General features: G+C 59.1%; 15 protein-coding genes, 3 tRNA genes and 1 riboswitch. Of the genes, 8 read left to right on the plus strand and 10 right to left on the minus strand.

The window, feature by feature from the left end:
- Positions 1-189: 189 nt before the first annotated feature.
- Both PHI30_RS09100 and PHI30_RS09105 read right to left on the minus strand, forming a co-directional pair.
- The gene (locus PHI30_RS09100; protein ID WP_300026861.1) at positions 190-402 is read right to left on the minus strand and encodes a hypothetical protein; all 213 of its coding nucleotides are present in this window, start codon (positions 400-402) and stop codon (positions 190-192) included.
- A gap of 289 nt (positions 403-691) precedes the next feature.
- Positions 692-767 (minus strand) — tRNA-Pro (locus PHI30_RS09105).
- Between the two features lie 190 nt (positions 768-957).
- Here PHI30_RS09105 and PHI30_RS09110 point away from each other — a divergent pair.
- Both PHI30_RS09110 and PHI30_RS09115 read left to right on the plus strand, forming a co-directional pair.
- A tRNA-Ser gene (locus PHI30_RS09110) sits at positions 958-1,045 on the plus strand.
- A gap of 22 nt (positions 1,046-1,067) precedes the next feature.
- A tRNA-Ser gene (locus PHI30_RS09115) sits at positions 1,068-1,158 on the plus strand.
- 173 nt (positions 1,159-1,331) lie between these two features.
- Here PHI30_RS09115 and PHI30_RS09120 read toward each other — a convergent pair.
- The 8 genes from PHI30_RS09120 to PHI30_RS09155 are packed head-to-tail and all read right to left on the minus strand — an operon-like array spanning position 1,332 to position 11,185.
- Positions 1,332-2,735 carry an aminopeptidase gene (locus PHI30_RS09120; RefSeq protein ID WP_300026864.1) on the minus strand — a complete coding sequence of 468 codons (1,404 nt, stop codon included), beginning with the start codon at positions 2,733-2,735 and terminating at the stop codon, positions 1,332-1,334.
- 52 nt (positions 2,736-2,787) lie between these two features.
- Entirely contained in the window at positions 2,788-4,458 is a 1,671-nt protein-coding gene (locus PHI30_RS09125; protein WP_300026868.1) for an L-threonylcarbamoyladenylate synthase, read from the minus strand.
- Positions 4,459-4,495: 37 nt separating this feature from the next.
- Positions 4,496-5,566 (minus strand): peptide chain release factor 1, encoded by a 1,071-nt coding sequence (gene prfA, locus PHI30_RS09130; protein WP_300026871.1) that lies wholly within the window; start codon positions 5,564-5,566, stop codon positions 4,496-4,498.
- A 39-nt stretch (positions 5,567-5,605) separates the two neighbouring features.
- Positions 5,606-6,094, minus strand: a complete 489-nt coding sequence (locus PHI30_RS09135) for a hypothetical protein (RefSeq protein ID WP_300026874.1) — start codon at positions 6,092-6,094, stop codon at positions 5,606-5,608.
- 11 nt (positions 6,095-6,105) lie between these two features.
- Complete coding sequence (locus tag PHI30_RS09140; protein ID WP_300026877.1) at positions 6,106-6,864, minus strand: YdcF family protein; 759 nt, start codon at positions 6,862-6,864, stop codon at positions 6,106-6,108.
- Positions 6,861-8,762: a ribosomal protection-like ABC-F family protein gene (abc-f, locus tag PHI30_RS09145; RefSeq protein WP_300026880.1), complete on the minus strand. Its 1,902-nt coding sequence runs from the start codon at positions 8,760-8,762 to the stop codon at positions 6,861-6,863. Before abc-f ends, PHI30_RS09140 begins: the two co-directional genes overlap by 4 nt.
- Positions 8,755-10,128, minus strand: coding sequence for a UDP-N-acetylmuramoyl-tripeptide--D-alanyl-D-alanine ligase (gene murF, locus PHI30_RS09150; RefSeq protein ID WP_300026883.1), 1,374 nt, complete (start codon positions 10,126-10,128; stop codon positions 8,755-8,757). The genes abc-f and murF overlap by 8 nt, the downstream gene beginning before the upstream one ends.
- 1 nt (position 10,129) lies before the next feature.
- The gene (locus PHI30_RS09155; protein WP_300026886.1) at positions 10,130-11,185 is read right to left on the minus strand and encodes a D-alanine--D-alanine ligase; all 1,056 of its coding nucleotides are present in this window, start codon (positions 11,183-11,185) and stop codon (positions 10,130-10,132) included.
- A gap of 206 nt (positions 11,186-11,391) precedes the next feature.
- Here PHI30_RS09155 and rsmH point away from each other — a divergent pair, with 206 nt between their 5' ends.
- The 6 genes from rsmH to glyA all read left to right on the plus strand — a co-directional run bounded on the left by rsmH (position 11,392) and on the right by glyA (position 17,162).
- Entirely contained in the window at positions 11,392-12,423 is a 1,032-nt protein-coding gene (rsmH, locus tag PHI30_RS09160) for a 16S rRNA (cytosine(1402)-N(4))-methyltransferase RsmH (RefSeq protein WP_300026889.1), read from the plus strand.
- 15 nt (positions 12,424-12,438) lie between these two features.
- Positions 12,439-12,774, plus strand: a complete 336-nt coding sequence (locus tag PHI30_RS09165) for a nucleotide pyrophosphohydrolase (protein ID WP_300026892.1) — start codon at positions 12,439-12,441, stop codon at positions 12,772-12,774.
- A gap of 186 nt (positions 12,775-12,960) precedes the next feature.
- Positions 12,961-13,086, plus strand: a riboswitch (FMN riboswitch).
- Positions 13,087-13,191: 105 nt separating this feature from the next.
- Positions 13,192-13,893 carry an ECF transporter S component gene (locus PHI30_RS09170; RefSeq protein WP_300026895.1) on the plus strand — a complete coding sequence of 234 codons (702 nt, stop codon included), beginning with the start codon at positions 13,192-13,194 and terminating at the stop codon, positions 13,891-13,893.
- Positions 13,894-13,999: 106 nt separating this feature from the next.
- A complete protein-coding gene (gene dinB, locus PHI30_RS09175; RefSeq protein ID WP_300026898.1) occupies positions 14,000-15,214 on the plus strand; it encodes a DNA polymerase IV in 1,215 nt (404 codons plus the stop codon).
- The gene (locus PHI30_RS09180) at positions 15,211-15,798 is read left to right on the plus strand and encodes a 5-formyltetrahydrofolate cyclo-ligase (RefSeq protein ID WP_300026901.1); all 588 of its coding nucleotides are present in this window, start codon (positions 15,211-15,213) and stop codon (positions 15,796-15,798) included. Before dinB ends, PHI30_RS09180 begins: the two co-directional genes overlap by 4 nt.
- 116 nt (positions 15,799-15,914) lie before the next feature.
- Positions 15,915-17,162 carry a serine hydroxymethyltransferase gene (gene glyA, locus PHI30_RS09185; RefSeq protein WP_300026904.1) on the plus strand — a complete coding sequence of 416 codons (1,248 nt, stop codon included), beginning with the start codon at positions 15,915-15,917 and terminating at the stop codon, positions 17,160-17,162.
- Positions 17,163-17,374 lie beyond the last annotated feature (212 nt).

The following is a 17,374-nucleotide window of genomic DNA, read 5'->3' on the forward strand; positions in this document are numbered from 1 at the left end:
GGCTTTCAATGAATCCCTGTGGGAGTGGTGTGAAAAGGATGCTCAGCGTCCCCACTACAAGAAAAAGGAACTAATCCAGAAGCTTTGGAAAGACGATGAGGCAAACCTGCTGAACCTGCCGGAGTATACCGAAGCCGCTACGATGGCTATATCGACCGCTACGACAAGGCAAAAAAGCGGCTGGCGGCATTACAGGAACAGCGTCAGCTTCAGGAGCTCAAGGGCGATATTCTGAGCGGATTCCTCTTTGAGCTCGGTGAACTGTACGACCTGCCGATGGTATTCAAGGACGAAACATGGAACGCTCTGGTCGATCATGTGACCGTCCACAAGGGCGGCAGAGTAGTTTTCACCTTCAAGAACGGCACCGAGGTCACGGAAATGCTGTAAAAACAGCATCATTATATTATGAAAGTCCTCTTTTAAACAGAGGGCTTTTCTCTCACCCTCGGTTGAATCGAGGGTGCTCTATGGTAAACTAATCGAAAAACGATAGCCAAGTCAAAAAACGAATTGAAGCGTATATGTGGTGATTAGTCAAGAATACTCACTACGTAAAATACTATATATTGTGGTTCATAAAGAACAGCGGGTGCATTGATTTGATGAAAATCCCAGTATTACAGCCTTTTCTGGGCATAAAAAAACGTTAAGGTAACTGATACGATTGTATCAATTACCTTAACTGTTATGGTCCGAGTGGCGAGACTTGAACTCACGGCCCCTTGACCCCCAGTCAAGTGCGCTACCAACTGCGCTACACCCGGATATGGAATTTTGAGCGACTTATTGAAGTCAGCTTGTATATATTAGCATAACCGTTTTAAAAAAGCAACCCCCAATCTTGTTTTTTTGAAAAAAAATGGCGGATGGATTTTGGAAACCCTGTTGACAAAGTATTCATAGATATGGTATCATACTTCAAGTGCCCAGGGGGCGGACGCTCCGGCCATGCTTGGAGAGATGTCCGAGTGGTTGAAGGAACCGGTCTTGAAAACCGGCGATGCGCAAGTATCCGTGGGTTCGAATCCCACTCTCTCCGCCACGTTTTAGAAAAAACAGCATACGCAGAAGTACCCAAGAGGCCGAAGGGGCTCCCCTGCTAAGGGAGTAGGCGGGTTAAACCGCGCGAGAGTTCAAATCTCTCCTTCTGCGCCAAAAGCGCCGAAAATTGCTTTTACGAGCGATTTTCGGTGCTTTTTTGCATTTAAAATTTTAACAAAATGGGCAGAAAGCAGAAAATCCATTCTATTGTTTACACGGTTGTTTGCCTATAAAGCGCCGCGCACCTGACCATTCCTCAGGTGCGCGGCGCTTTGAAACTTTTTCTCTTATCGCTCTGATTGATAGACTGCCTTCATGCCCTTATAAGTCTCATAGCAATCCAGCTTTGCCACCGTTTCAAAGGGCGCGTGCATGGACAGCACCGGCACACCAGCGTCCAGCGTGGTGATGTTCCGGTTTGCCATATACATGGCCACCGTTCCGCCGCCGCCTGCATCCACCTTGCCCAGCTCCGCGATCTGCCAGATGACGCCGGCGTCATCAAACAGCCGCCGGATATAGGCCACCGTCTCCGCGTCCGCATCGGAAGCGCCGGATTTGCCCCGGGCGCCGGTATACTTGCAAAGGCCGATCCCGTAGTTGAGGTAAGCTGCGTTGCGCTTTTCAAACACCTCGGCGTAATCCGGGTCATAGGCCGCCGTCACATCCGCGCTGAGGCAGAAGGACTTTTCGAGGCACACCCGCAGCGGCACATCCTGCGCGTCGCACAAATCCTCCATAAAGGTATCAAAAGCGGCGGACTGCATGCCCGTAACACCGTCGGAGCCGATCTCCTCTTTGTCCGCAAGCACGCACACGGCGGTCTTGGTGGGGGTCTGCTCCAGATCCAGCAGCGCCTTCAGCGCGGCATAGCCGCACACCCGGTCATCATGGCCGTAAGCGCCGATCATGCTGCGGTCCAGTCCGATGTCGCAGCTTTTTATGGCCGGGACAGCCTCCAGCTCCGCAGAGACAAAATCGTCCTCCGTAATATGATACTTCTCATGCAGCAGCTGCATCACCGCCAGCTTCACCCGGCCGGTATCGTCCTCGTCCCCGATGGGGCGGCTGCCCAGCAGCAAATTCAGCGTCTCGCCGGAAATGGCTTCCCCCAGCGGTTTTTTGCTCTGCTCCATGCCAAGATGGGGCAGCAGGTCGGTGATGACCAGCCGGGGATCGCCCTCCTCCGCGCCGATGTTGACCATGACGTTGCCGCCGTTTTTCAGCGCCACCACGCCCCGCAGCTCCAGCGGGATTGTGACCCACTGGTACTTGCGCAACCCGCCGTAATAGTGGGTTTTAAAATAAGCCAGTTCCCCGTCCTCATAGAGCGGGTTGGGCTTGAGATCCAGCCGCGGAGAATCGATGTGCGCGGCAGCGATCTGCACGCCCTCGGCAAGGCTCTTTTTCCCGATATGCGCCAGCATCACCGCCTTGCCCCGGTTGCAGACATACAGCTTATCACCGGCGCAGAGCTCCATTCCCCGCACGTAGGGGCGGTAGCCCTTCTCCTCTGCCAGACGAATCGACTCTGCGGCACAGAGCCGCTCGGTCTTGCCCACATTCAAAAAGGTCATATACCCGGCGCAGTATACCGACATGGCGTCCCGCTCCCGGTCGCTCAGCTGGTCATAGCCGTTTTTCTTGGTGGAAAGCAGCTGCTTTTTCAGTTCCTTGATCTCATCGGACATTCTCTGATTCCTCCTTATGCTGTCTCAGGCGGCAAGCCGCCTGTTTTTTGGTTTACACGCCGCCGTGACGCTTTTCCTCCCGGAGAGATTCCACCATCCGGGTGAAAAACAGCTTGGCGTCCCGCTCAAAGGCCTCCGGCGTTTCGGCGGAGTTGGTCAGCTCCTCATCGCACTTGCCCCGATAAAATTCATCCGCCTTCTGCGCGGAGATGCGAAGTCTTGCGTATTGCTCCGTGATACCGTCCCGCGCCATGATGCGGCGGACCCGCAGTTCCATAGGCGCCGTCACTGCCACCGTTTTGTCGCAAAGGCGGTCCAGCCCGCTTTCCAGCAAATTGATGGCATCCATGGCGTACAGCCCGTCGCTCAATTCCGCCACCTGCCGCTCCAGCTCCGGCAGTAAAAATCGGTAGACAATGGCATTGAGCTGCTCCAGACGGTCCTTTTTCGCAAAGACCTCCTGCCCCAGCTTCTGCCGGTTCAGTTTTCCCTCCGCCGTGAACACGCCGGGAAATTTTTCGTTGATGGCGTTGCGCAGCTCCTGATTTTCCTCCAGCATCTTGTGATACACCGCGTCGCAGTCAATGATCGTGCCGCCCAGCTCCGCAATCGCTCTGAGCGCGCTGGTCTTGCCGGCGCCCGTGCCGCCGGTAAGACCCAGCACCACCCGCTGGCTGTCCGTTTCAACGATGTGGAAGCCGGCGGCTTTTTTCAGCCGGTTGCCAATCGCAAGGCCTAGCCCGCGGTTGTCTGGGCACTGGGCGTAAATTTCCGTCACAGTGCTCTCGTCAAAGGTCCGCAGGGCGTCAAATACCCGCTGCGCCTGCGCCAGCTTATCCGTACTGGGGCCCAGCGTATGGACCTCCTGCTGGGCAAAGAGGTGGGCGTACTCATCAAAGCAGATCACGCCGGAGGTTGGACCCACCCGACGCTGAATCTCCCGTGCGGCCGCACCCGGCGCGCCGGTCATCACGGTAACGGGGGCCTTGGGCGCATAGTGGCGGTACTTCATGCCCGGCGCCTTGGGCTTTTCCCCCTCCTGCAAGGGGGTGGTCACGGCCTTATCCACATCGATATGGCCAATCAGCCGCTCCAAATCCTCCAGCGGCAGCCCGCCGGGCCGCAGCAGGCGGGGCGGCTCGCAGGTCAGATCCAAAATGGTGGATTCCACGCCCACCGCGCAGGCTCCGCCGTCCACAACGCCCTCGATCTTACCGTCCATATCCTCCAGCACATCCTGCGCCGTGGTGCAGCTGGGCCGGCCGGAGGTATTGGCGCTGGGGGCGGCAATGGGAATGCCCGCCTCCCGGATAATGGCCAGCGTAACGGGGTGGTTGGGGCAGCGGATGCCCACAGTATCCAGCCCCGCCGTGGTCTCGTCGGGCACGATGGCGCGGCGCTTTAAAATCATCGTCAGGGGGCCGGGCCAAAACTTTCGCGCCAGCACGTAGGCGATGGGCGGAATATCCGCGCAGTACCGGGGCAGCCACTGGGGGCCTGTGATGTGCAGGATCAGGGGGTTGTCCTGGGGGCGTCCCTTGGCCTCGAAAATCCGCTTGACTGCCTTGCCGTCCAAACCGTTGGCGCCAAGGCCATACACCGTCTCCGTGGGGATGCCAACAAGACCGCCCTCCCGCAGTATCTTGGCGGCGGCGGAGATTTTATCCTCAATTTCCTTTTGCTGACCCTTGGTGTCCCGCAGGTCATAATAGATCGTTTGCATCTTTTTCGCCTCTATCTCTCTTCATTGGGCCGCAGGCTCACTCCTGCGGGCTTTCTCCGTGTTTAAGCTTCTCCGCCCGATCGGCAGTCACCAGCGCGTCGATCAATTCATCCAGATCGCCGTCCATCACGGCGTCGATGTGATAGAGCGTCAGTCCGATCCGGTGGTCGGTGACCCGGCCCTGGGGAAAGTTGTAGGTACGGACGCGCTCGCTGCGGTCGCCGCTGCCCACCTGACTTTTCCGCTCGGCGGCGGCAGCGGCGTCCTGTCGGCTCTGCTCCAGCTCAAAGAGCCGGGAGCGCAGCACCTTCATGGCCTTATCCTTGTTTTTGTACTGGCTGCGCTCATCCTGACATTCCACCACAAGGCCCGTGGGCAAATGGGTGATGCGGATGGCGGACTCCGTCTTGTTGACGTGCTGCCCGCCGGCGCCGGAGGCGCGGTAGGTGTCGATCTTCAGGTCCTTGGCGTCGATCTTTAAGTCCACCTCCTCCGCCTCCGGCAGCACCGCCACCGTGGCGGCACTGGTATGGATGCGGCCGCCGGACTCCGTTTCCGGCACCCGCTGGACCCGGTGGACGCCGGACTCAAATTTCAGGCGGGACCACGCGCCCTCGCCCTCGATGAGGACGCTGCACTCCTTCACGCCGCCAAGCTCCGTGTCGTTCATATTTAACATCTCAAGCTTCCAGCCCTTGGACTGGGCGTACATGGTGTACATCCGCAGAAGCGACGCGGCAAACAGCGCGCCTTCCTCTCCACCCACGCCGCCGCGCACTTCCATAATGACGTTGCGCGCATCGTTGAGGTCCCGGGGAAGCAAAAGCTGCCGGATTTCTTCCTGCAACCGCGCCTGCTCCTCCTTAGCGTGAGTCCACTCCTCCTGCGCGATCTCCCGGAAGTCCGGCTCCCGGAGAAGCGCCTCCGCCTCTTTTTCGGCCCGCTCCACCCCTTGAAGGGCGTGAAAGGCCTCTACCACGAAGCTAAGCTCCTTGCGTTCCCGGTTGACGGCCCGCAGCCGCTCTGCGTCGCCGTAAATCGCCGGGTCTGACAGCTGGGCCTCCAAATCCTCGTATCGCAGCGCCAGCGCCTTTAGTTTTTCCAGCATAAGGTCCTTCCTTTCCTGTTTTTATAGAAAAGAAGTCCCCTACTGTTGATTCAAAAAGTCCCGCACCTGACGCAAAAATTCCTCCCGCCAGAAGGCATAGCCCACGGAACCCACCCGCAGCGACACGGCGGCCGCATGGCCGCAGGGCGTATAGTGGTCCATCTGCTCATAGACCTCCTCGCTCTTATCCTCGCTGCCCCGGGTCACCACATAGGCCGCATGGCGAAGCTCTTTGCCGTATTGCTTCAAAAATCCCCGCGTCACGCTGGAGCATCGCCCCGCCCACACCGGCGTCGCCACGATGACCAGCCGATAATCGGACAGCTTACGCGCCGTCTCAAACGGCAGCAGCGGCGCCGTGGTCCGGCGCATGGCGTCCAGCCCGCAGCGGAAAAAGCCCTTGGCGCCGCTCCGCTCCACGCCGTCCCGCACTTCCACCACCTCGGCGTTCAGCGCTTCCGCGATCTCTCTTACTGCCTTCTTGGTATTGCCCGTTCGGGAATAATACATACATAAGATATCGCTCATATCCACATACCTCAATCAAAAATCAGCGTCTTGACCAACGCGAAGGACTCCCGGATGTAATAGTTGGCGGAAAGCAGCCGCCACGGGACCTCCGATGCCAGTGCAAAGGTGGTAAGTCCCGCCCGCTTTGCGATCCATTCGGCGCGAAAGCAGTGAAAGTCGCTGGTGACCACGCATATCTCCGCCGTCTCCGGCTCTATGCCGTGCCGGACCAGCACCGCCTTGGAAAAGCGGAAATTTTCCGCCGTGGAGGTGGATTCCTCCTCCAGCCAGAGGCGGCTTTCCTCCACGCCCAGTGCCGTCAGCGCCCGGCGCATGGCCTCCGCCTCCGTGATCTCTTCCCCCGGGCCCTGTCCGCCGGAGAGGACCGCCGGGACCTCCGGGTGGGCAAGCAGATATGCCGCCGCGTCGATTCGGGTCTTTAAAATCAGGGAGGGGGTCTCCCCGTTGACGCCGGCGCCCAGCACAATCACCGCGTCCGCCCCCCGGGCGGTGTTGTCCCGCTCCCCCTGAAAAAGGAGCATGCCCTCCAATGTCAAAAACAGGACCGCGCCTGCGGCGAACGCGCCGCGAACCGTCCACAGGAGGACACGAGCAAACCTGTTTCTTTCCGCCCAGCGGCCCAAAAGCACGAACAGCACGCACAATAGCGCCAGAGCCACCGCCAAAATGGCGGAAAACCGGACCCCCGGCACCACCGCGAAGCAAAGGACGGAAAGGGCCAGCAAACCTGCCGCCGCGGCCAAAAGAGCCTTTTCCCGCCGGGTCATTCTCCCGCCTCGGCGCTGAGCTGTTCCCATTTTTCATAGAGGGTGTCCACTTCCGCCTGTGCCATCTCCCTCTCCGCCACCAGCGCACTGAGCTTTTCATAGTCGCAGGCGGCGGCCTCCATGTCCGCGTCCAGCGCGGCAAGGCGCTCTTCCGCCTTGGCAATGTCCCGCTCGCAGATGGTCAGCTGCCGCCGGGCAGCCTGCTGGGCGCGGTTGGCCCGGCCCGGCCGCTCCGAAGCGCTCTTTTCCTTGGCGGGCTTGGGTGCCGCCGTCTTTTCCGCTTCCTCCTGCGCCTTCATCTGGCGGTACTGGGAAAAGCCCATGGGGTAATCGGTAATGGTGCCCTCCGCCAGCTCCCAGATGCGGGTGGCGAAGCGGTTGATGAAATACCGGTCGTGGGAGACGAACAGGAGCGTGCCGTCATAGGCTTCCACCGCCTCCTCGATCCACTCCCGGGAGTCGATATCCAGATGGTTGGTAGGCTCGTCCAAAATGAGCAGGTTGATTTCGTCGTCCATCAGCATGCAAAGCCGCAAGCGGCTCTGCTCCCCGCCGGAGAGCACACGCACGTCTTTGCAGACGTCCTCCCCCCGGAAGTCATAAGCCGCCAGCCGGTTGCGGGCGCTCTGGGCCGAAAGGCCCTTCTTCGCCGCCATCATGTTTTCCACCAGCGTCCAGTCCGGATGGTCGAAATGCATGATTTGCGGCAGATAGGCCTCCCGCACCTGCGGGCCTGTCCGGATGCGCCCGTCGTCCGGGTACAGCTCTCCCACGATCATTTTGATAAGGGTGGATTTGCCCGTGCCGTTGTCGCCGATGAGAGCAATGCGCTCGCCGCCCTCCACCCTGAGGTTGATGCCGTCAAACAGGCGCTTTTCGCCATAGGACTTGGCAAGGTTTTTAATCCCCAGCACCTCATCGCCGTGAAACTCCGCGGCGCTGAAGCGGGCATCCATTTTCCGGGCTTTGCTGGGCTTTTCGGTGGTGCGCATCCGCTCGATGCGCCGTTCCATGGAGACGGCGCGGCGATACGTCTTGTCCATTCCCTGAAAGGCCCACAGCCGCAGCTGCTCCGCAGATTTTTCCAGCTGCTGGATCTTGGCCTGTTCCTTTTCGTACTGCTTCATCCGCTCCTGGAACCGGCGCTCCTTCTCCACGGCGTAAAAGCTGTAATTCCCGCTGTAAAACTCCGCCTTGCCGTCTTGGATCTCAATGACCCGTGTGACGGAGCGGTCCAAAAAATAGCGGTCGTGGGAGATGGTCACCACCGTGCCGCAAAAGGTACGGACATACTCCTCCAGCCACTCCGTGGCGTGCAGGTCCAGATGGTTGGTGGGTTCGTCCAGCAGCAAAATGTCTGTATCCTCCAGAATGAGGCGGCCCAGATTCACCCGGGTCTTTTCCCCACCGGAGAGGCTGTCGAAGAGCTGGCGGCGCATCTCCTCCGAGATGGACAAGCCGCTTGCGATCTTATTCACCGCCACGTCCGTGTCGTATCCGCCAAAGACCTCGAATTTTTCGCTGAGGGCGCCGTAGCGCTTAAGGAGCGTGGCGTCATTCTCCCCCGCCGCCATGCGCCCTGTCAGCGCTTCCATCTCCTGTGAGAGCGCGTGGAGCCGGGCAAAGGCGGAGCGCAGCACATCCTCCACCGTGTATCCTGCGGGATACACGGGGATTTGGGAGATCAATCCCAGCCGCCGCCCCTGCCCCACGGTGACCTGACCTTCATCATAGTCCAGTTCTCCGGTCAGTATTTTGAAGAGGGTGGTCTTTCCCGCGCCGTTGCGGCCAAGCAGACCCACCCGTTCCCCCTGGTCGATCTGAAAATTCAGACCGTCCAAAACATTGCGGCCCACCTCAAAGGATTTGACAAGGCCGCTTACCTGTATCTCAATCATCGCTCTCTCGCAGCTGATTCACCAGCTCGCTAAAGTGCATGGCGTGAGACGCCTTCACCAGCATGGCGGTGTTGGGTCCCAGCTGCTCCTTCAGCTCCTGGATCGCTTCCTCTTTCGTCGCAAAATGCAGCACTTCGCCGCCGCTTTGGGCCGTGCCATCGGCAATCTTGATTGCTTTCGTACCGATGGCCACCACAAAATCGATGCCCAGCATGGCCGCCAGCGCGCCCATGTTATAGTGGGCCTGATCCGTCAGGTCCCCCAGCTCTCCCATGTCGCCCAGCACCGCCACCCGCCGGTCGCACTCCGTTTTCGCCAGCACCTCCAGCGCGGCGGTGACGGATTGGGGGTTCGCGTTGTAGCAGTCGTCCAGAATCACCCGGCCCTCCGGCAAGCGGATCACGCGCATCCGGGAGCCTGTCGGCTCATAGGCCGCAACGCCCCGGACGATCTCATCATGGCTGAGGCCCAGCTCCTCCCCCACCGCCACGGCGATGGACGCGGAGTAGGCCATATACGCCCCCGGCGCAGGAATGGAGAGGGCATAACTATCCCGCTCCGTGGTAACAGTGCAGGTGATGCCCTCCACCCCGTGGTCACAAAGCTCCGTGATGCGGGCGTGGCAGTGCTCCGACTGCCCGCAGCGGACGGTGCGAAAGGGCGGCAAGACCGTATCCAGCAGGGCGTCGTCCCCATTGAGGATCGCCAGCCCGCCCGCTTTCAAATGCTCAAAAATCTCGCACTTGGCCTTGAGGATTCCCTCCCGGCTGCCCAAAAACTCGATATGGGCGTCGCCCACGTTGGAGATGACCGCCACGTCGGGCCGCACCATCTCCCCCAGATACGCGATTTCTCCGGCATGGTTCATGCCGGTTTCAATGACCGCCGCCTGGTGCCCCTCATCCAGCCGCAGCAGCGTCAGGGGCGTGCCGATGTCGTTGTTGTAATTTTCCGGCGTTTTCAAAACCCGCAGCTTCGCCCCCAGCACGGCGGCGATCATCTCTTTGGTGGTGGTCTTGCCCACGCTGCCGGTGACTTGCACCACAGGGATGTGGAACCGGTCGCGGTAAGCGGAGGCCAGAGCCTTCAGCGCGAGCCGGGTGTCGTCCACCTTGATATAAAATTTATCCTCTCGCAAATCCCGGGGCAGTTTGGCGCACAGGCACCCCGCCGCGCCGGCGGAGAGCGCCGCGTCGATGAAGTCGTGCCCGTCAAACGTCTCTCCCACCCAGGGAAGAAACAGACACCCCGGCGTCAGCTTTCGGCTGTCGGTGCACACGGCCGTGATGTCTCCCACCTTCTCCCGGGGGTTCCACCACACGCCGCCCACCGCGTCGGCAATTTCTTTGACTGTCATGGGTTGCATATCACGCTCTCCTCTTCAGGCGGTAAGACCGCTGCACGATCTCCTCACACAGCTGGTTATAGGTCATGCCCGCTGCCGCGGCTTCCTTGGGCACCAGGCTGGCATTCGTCATGCCCGGCAGGGAGTTGACCTCCAGACACCAGAATTTCCCCGCCGCGTCCATCAAAAAGTCCGTCCGGGAATAGACCTCCAGCCCCAGCGTTTTATGGAGCTTGCAGGCAAGCTCCCCCATGGTCTCCTGCTGGCGCGCCGTGATGGGCGCGGGGCAAAGCTCCCGGGCGCCCCCGGTTTGATACTTGGCGGCATAGTCAAATTCCTTTTCCGCAGGCAGGATCTCCACTGCGGGCAGGGCCCGCTCCCCCAGAACGCCCACCGTCAGCTCCCGGCCGTAGATACGCTGTTCCCAGAGCACCTTGCCGTGAAAGCTTTGCACCTCATGCAGGGCCTCCTTCAGCGCGGCCCGGTCCTCCGGCAAAAAGACGCCGAGAGACGACCCGCCGCCGCTTGTTTTGATGACGCAGGGCATGGGCAGCTCCGCCGCCAGACGCTCCACATCCTCCTCGCCGTATTCCAGCAGCCGCCACGCGGGGGTGGGAATCCCGGCGGCATCCATCATGCGCTTGGTCATGGCTTTATCCATGGCAAGGCCGGAGGAAAGATACCCCGCCCCGGTATAGCGAATGCCCAGAAGATCAAAGGTGGCCTGCACCCGGCCGTCCTCGCCGTCCTGCCCGTGAAGGCCCAGAAACACGATATCGGACAGGGCGCACAGCTCCAGCACGTTGGGTCCGAACAGCCGCTCGCTCCCATCCTTTCGGCTGGCCTTCACCGCCGCGAGATCCGGCGCCTGCACATCGATCTTTGTGTCCGGGCACAGGCCGTCTGCCGTGTCGAACAGCGTCTCCGGGTCCGCCGGCACGTCTTCCCGTCCCAAAAACAAATCGATCAGAATCGCCCGATGACCGTTTTCCCGCAAAGCGCGGCACACACAAGCCCCTGTTACCAGAGAGACGGCCCGCTCCGTGGACAGTCCACCCGCCAATACAACAATTTTCATGTTTGCCCGATCCCTTCCGCTGCACACAAAATTCCATACGCATACTGATTTTATTATAATCCGTATTAGTTTAGCACAAACCAACTGGGAATACAACCAGAAGCCGCCAAAACCTCAAGGGTGGACGGCCGAGCGGGCGGAAATTCCGCCTTCTCTTTTGTGAGCGGCTATGATATGATACCACTGAAAGTAAGGAGCTGATCTTCATGGAACAAGAGCACAAGCGCCGCATTCGCTATGCGGGGACGCACCCGAAAAATTACCGAGAAAAATACAAGGAGCTTGACCCGGAAAAATATCGCGCCGACGTGGACAAGGTCATCTCCAGCGGAAAAACCCCCGCCGGGATGCACATTCCCATCATGGTAGACGAAATCCTCGCGTTTTTGCAGATTCGTCCCGGTCAGATCGGATACGACGCAACGCTGGGCTACGGCGGCCACACCCGGAAAATGCTGGAGCAGCTCCAGGGACAGGGCCATCTTTACGCCACCGACGTGGACCCGCTGGAGCTTGCCAAGACCCGCGCCAGACTGGGAGACTTCGGTCCGGAGCTTTTTACGGTCCGGCAGATGAATTTCGCCCAACTGGACGAGGTGGCTCCCGGTGAGCGCTTTGACTTTGTGCTGGCGGATCTGGGGGTCTCCTCCATGCAGATCGATAACCCGGAGCGGGGCTTTACCTTCAAGCAGGACGGGCCCCTTGATCTGCGGCTGGACCCCACTGGGGGCGTCACCGCAGCGCAGCGCCTGCGGGAGCTGGACGAAGGGGAGCTTTCCGCCCTTTTGACGGAAAACGCCGACGAGCCTTACGCGGGCCAAATTGCCAAAACCGTCACCCGTATTTTTAAGCGGGGCGGCAGTGTGGACACCACCCGGCAGCTCTCCGCCGCGATTGAGGACGCGCTTTCCTTCCTCCCGGCAAACGAGCGGAAGGAAGCCGTCAAAAAATCCTGTCAGCGGACCTTTCAGGCCCTGCGGATCGACGTCAACAGCGAGTTCGAGTCGCTGTACGCCTTTTTGGAGAAGCTGCCCGGCTCCTTGAAAAGCGGCGGCAGAGTCGCCGTGCTGACCTTCCACTCCGGAGAGGACCGACTGGTCAAGCAGGCGTTTCGCCAGCAACTGCGCGACGGCCTTTACCGCGAAATTGCGGAGGAGGTCCTTCGCCCATCGGCACAGGAGTGTTTTCAAAATCCGCGGGCCCGCTCCACCAAGCTGCGCTGGGCCATCCGCGGGTGAAAGGGAGGACTCACGATGCTGCGGGATGAAACCATTGCGCGTATATTGCGCTTTCGGGACCAGCGGGACTGGCGTCAATTCCACACCCCCAAGGATCTGGCGATCTCCATGAGTCTGGAGGCCGCCGAGCTGCTGGAGGTATTTCAGTGGAGCGGCACGGACCTGCGGTGCGCGGAAAAGGCGGACCGCATCCGGGAGGAGCTGGCCGATGTGCTGAGCTATTGTATTCTGATGGCGGATGTGTGCGGTCTGGACCTGGACGAGATCATGAATGAAAAAATTATAAAAAACGAAGCCCACTACCCCGTGGAGAAAGCCCGGGGAAGCGCCGCCAAATATACGGAGCTGTAACCTGCGGGAGTGCCGCCGGGGCGTCGTGCCCGTAAGCCGCCCCGGTGCGTTGTGCATTCGGCACAGTAACGCGCCGTTTTTTCGGATTTCCGTCGGTCGAATTGCACAGAACGACGGAAATCCATTCTTTGGGGGTTGCATTTTTCCCGGTTTCATCGTATACTACTACCAGAAAACAACTGAATACTTTGTCTTCAGGGCGGGGTGAGATTCCCCACTGGCGGTACAGTCCGCGACCGGATGCAGCAATGTGTCCGCTGACTCGGTGAAACTCCGGGACCAACAGTATAGTCTGGATGGAAGAAGATGAGTGCGGCGAAGCCGCGCACTTTTTGTGCGCTTCTTTTTTGCTTGTGCACCTTGGAGAAGTCAAAGCGTCCAGGGTGTTTTCAAGTAAAACAAAGGAGTGTATTTTTTATGTCCGAACCCACTGTCAACACCGCTGCCATTTCCCGCCCCAGAACGCAGGTGAAATCCATCACCTCCCTGGCCATGCTCACCGCCATCGCGTATGTGGTCATGCTCCTGAGCAAAATGCTGCCCCAGATTTCCGGCTTTTTGCAGCTGGATTTGAAGGACACGGTCATCTGCATCGGCGCCTTCGTCTTTGGCCCCATGGCCGCCGCCGTGATCTCCATCGTGATCGCCGGTGTGGAGATGTTCACCGTCAGCGATACCGGCATCATCGGCCTTATCATGAATGTGCTGGCCACCTGCGCCTTTTGCTGCACCGCCGCCTTCGTCTATAAGAAGGTCCACACCCGCAAGGGTGCGGTTCTGGGGCTGTCCGCCGGCGTCGTATGCCTGACCATCGTGATGATGCTTTGGAACTACCTCATCACCCCGCTCTACATGGGCGTCTCCCGGGAGATGGTCGCCGGCATGATGCTCTCTGTGTTTTTGCCCTTCAACGTGGTGAAGGGCGGCTTGAATATGGCGCTGATCCTGCTGCTTTATAAGCCGGTGGTCACCGCCCTGCGCAAGGCCAAGCTGGTCCCCGCCGTTTCGGAAGCCCCTCTTGCGGGAAGTCGGAAGGTAAGCGCCGGATTTCTGCTGTTCTGCCTTGCCCTGCTGGCCACCTTCGCGGCGCTGGCCATGGTGCTGATGGGCATTCTCTAAGGGTATTCTCTTTACAGGAGCGGCGTGTTTTACACGCCGCTCCTGCTCTTTTCAAAATTGATCTCATGTGCTATGATGAAAAAAACGCCGTCGGGAGGAGGGTTTCATGGACCGCATCATTTTACACTGCGACCTCAACTGCTTTTATGCCTCCGTGGAGCTGCTGGACCACCCGGAATTACAGAACGTCCCTGTGGCGGTATGCGGAGACCCCGCCTCCCGCCACGGAATCATTCTGGCCAAGAACGAGCCGGCGAAGCGATGCGGCGTCCAAACCGCGGAAACCATCTGGCAGGCAAAAAAGAAATGTCCCGATCTGGTGCTGCTGCCGCCGCACCACGACTTATATCGGGAATACTCCCGGAAAGTCAACGCCCTGTACGATACGTATACCGACCTGGTGGAGCCCTTCGGCATTGACGAGAGCTGGCTGGACATCACCGGCACCGTCCATCTCTTTAGCGGCGACGCGAAAGCGGTGGCGGACGGACTGCGCCGCCGCGTTCGTGAGGAGCTGGGCCTTTCCCTTTCCGTGGGCGTTTCCTTCAATAAGATTTTTGCAAAACTGGGCAGCGACTATCGAAAGCCCGACGCCACCACGGTGATTTCCCGGGAAAACTGGCAGAAAATCGTCTGGCCGCTGCCGGTTGGTGATTTGCTGTTTGTGGGAAACGCGGCGCAAAAGCTGCTTCACCAGTACGGCGTCGAAACCATCGGGCAGTTGGCGCAATGCAAGCCCGCCCTTCTGGAGACCCTGATGGGGAAGCTGGGCGTGCAGCTCCACGCCTATGCCAACGGGCTATGCGGCGAGCCCGTCCGCGCCCGGTGCGATGCGGAAATAGCAAAGTCCGTGGGAAGTGGCACCACCTTCCCCAAAAATCTCATCAAGCGGGAGCAGGTAGCCTCCGGGATCGCCATTCTGGCGGACTCGGTGTCCACCCGGCTGCGGCACTGCGGACTATATGCGGGTGGCGTTCAGGTGACGCTGCGGACGCCGGATTTTCGCGACACCTCCCGCCAGCGTCAACTGTCCGCGCCCACCCGCCTGATCCGGGAGCTGACCGACGCCGCCATGTCCCTGGTGGAGGAACTGTGGAAGCCACCGGCCCCCATCCGCGCCCTGACCGTCACCGCCATCCATCTCCTGCCGGAGGGCGACGCCTATGAGCAGGTGGATCTTTTCACCGCACCCAGTGCCCCCGTACGCGAAAAACAGGAAAAGCTGGAGGCCGCCATGGACCGCATCCGTGGAAAATACGGAAGCGGCTCTATTGTCTTTGGTGCCGCCAGTCCCAAAAAAGAGGAGGACCCCTTTCCATGACAAAGCAAGAGGAAAAACGCCGACTGCGCAAAAGCATCCGAGAGCTGGAATCTCAGCTTTCGGCCCGCTATCGCCGGGAATCCGACGCGGCGATCACCGCCCATCTGTTGGCAATGCCATCTTTCCAGGCCGCCAAGGCGATATTCTGCTTCGTGGGTACCGCTCACGAAATAGATACCCGTCCGATCTTGGAGCACGCGCTCTCCTCAGGAAAGATTTTGTGCGTACCGCTGTGCGTTGAGCCGGGCCGCATGGAGCTTCGGCAAATCACAGCGCTCGCCCAGCTCGCTCCCGGTACCTGCGGAATTTTGGAACCGCAGGAGAATGCTCCCCTCGTTTTACCCGATGAGGTGGATTTTTCCATTCTCCCCTGCCTTACCTGCAACCACTGCGGGCATCGGCTGGGAAAGGGCGGCGGCTATTACGACCGTTTCCTCTCCCAATACCGGGGCGGTACGGTGCTGCTTTGCCGGGAGCATCTCATCCGGGAGGAAATTCCATTGGAACCCCACGACTATCCTGTTCCCTGGGTTCTCACCGAGCGGGGACTTTACGAGGACGGCTCACCCGCGCGTCTGGGATAATCAGGGGGAATAGCTGGTATTCGAAAAACATTCTTGCCAAATACGGGAAATTTGGTACAATGAAGGTAATCTTCGGCCTTTTGAGCCGGGGAGTATTTCAAAGGAGGAGCATCCCCATGATTCAACAATCCATGGATTTTATTTCTCAGTTCGACCCGGAGGTCGGTGCATCCATTCGGGAGGAATTTAACCGCGAATGCAGAAACATTGAGCTGATTGCGTCCGAAAACATTGTCAGTGAGGCTGTGATGCTGGCAATGGGAACTTGCCTTACCAATAAGTACGCGGAAGGTTATCCCGGTAAGCGGTATTACGGCGGCTGCTACGCCGTGGATGTCACAGAGGAAATTGCACGGCAGCGGGCCTGTCAGCTGTTCGGCTGCAAGTATGCCAACGTACAGCCCCATTCCGGTGCCAACGCGAATCTTGCTGCCTTCTTTGCCATGCTGCAGCCGGGCGACACCGTGCTGAGCATGAGTCTTGCCCACGGCGGCCACCTTTCCCATGGCAGTCCTGTCAATATTTCCGGAAAATATTTTAACATTGTCTCTTACGGTGTGGAGGACGACACGGAAACCATCGACTATGATAAGCTGATGGAAACCGCAAAGGCGTGTCACCCCAAGCTGCTTTTAGCCGGCGCCAGTGCCTATCCCCGGACGCTGGATTTCCCCAAATTCCGGGAAATCGCCGACGCGGTAGGCGCTTATCTGATGGTGGATATGGCCCATATTGCCGGTTTGGTAGCCGGTGGTGTCCACCCCTCTCCCATTCCCTATGCCGATGTTGTGACCACCACCACGCACAAGACCCTGCGTGGTCCTCGCGGCGGACTCATTCTTTGCAACGACGAGGAACTTTACAAGAAGATCAACTCCGCCATCTTCCCCGGCACACAGGGTGGTCCTCTGGAGCATATCATTGCCGCCAAGGCGGTGTGCTTTGGCGAAGCGTTGCAGCCCTCCTTCCAGACCTACGCCCAGCAAGTCGTAAAAAATGCGCAGGTTTTGGCCACGGAGCTGACAAAAGAGGGCTTCCGCCTGGTGTCCGGCGGCACCGATAACCATCTGCTGCTGGTGGATGTCCGTAACTTCCATATTACCGGCAAAGAATTTGAACACCGTTTGGATGAAGTTCAAATTACTGCAAATAAGAATGCCATTCCCAATGATCCCGAGAAGCCGTTTGTCACCAGCGGCATCCGGGTCGGCACCCCAGCCATCACTTCTCGCGGCTTTGGGGCTCCGGAAATGGTCAAGATCGCGCACTGGATGGGGCAGGTTGCCCGGGACTTCGAGGGCTCTGCCGATACCGTCCGAGCCGAAGTCAATGCTCTTTGCGAGCAATTCCCCATTTATAAGTAAGACAATTAAAAGGCGTGACCCTAAGGGGTCACGCCTTTTATCTATTCAACGCATCATGAAACGTGGGGCAAAGTGCGGGGGCCTAAAAATTGCAGAAAAAAAGCAAAGCGACAGTCAAAAGACTGTCGCTTTGTGTTGGCGCTACCTATCTTCCCGGGCCGTTACCAGCCAAGTATTGTGGGCAGAGACGAGCTTAACTACCGTGTTCGGAA

It is taken from the genome of Oscillibacter sp. (assembly GCF_028693505.1).
GTDB lineage: Bacteria > Bacillota > Clostridia > Oscillospirales > Oscillospiraceae > Oscillibacter.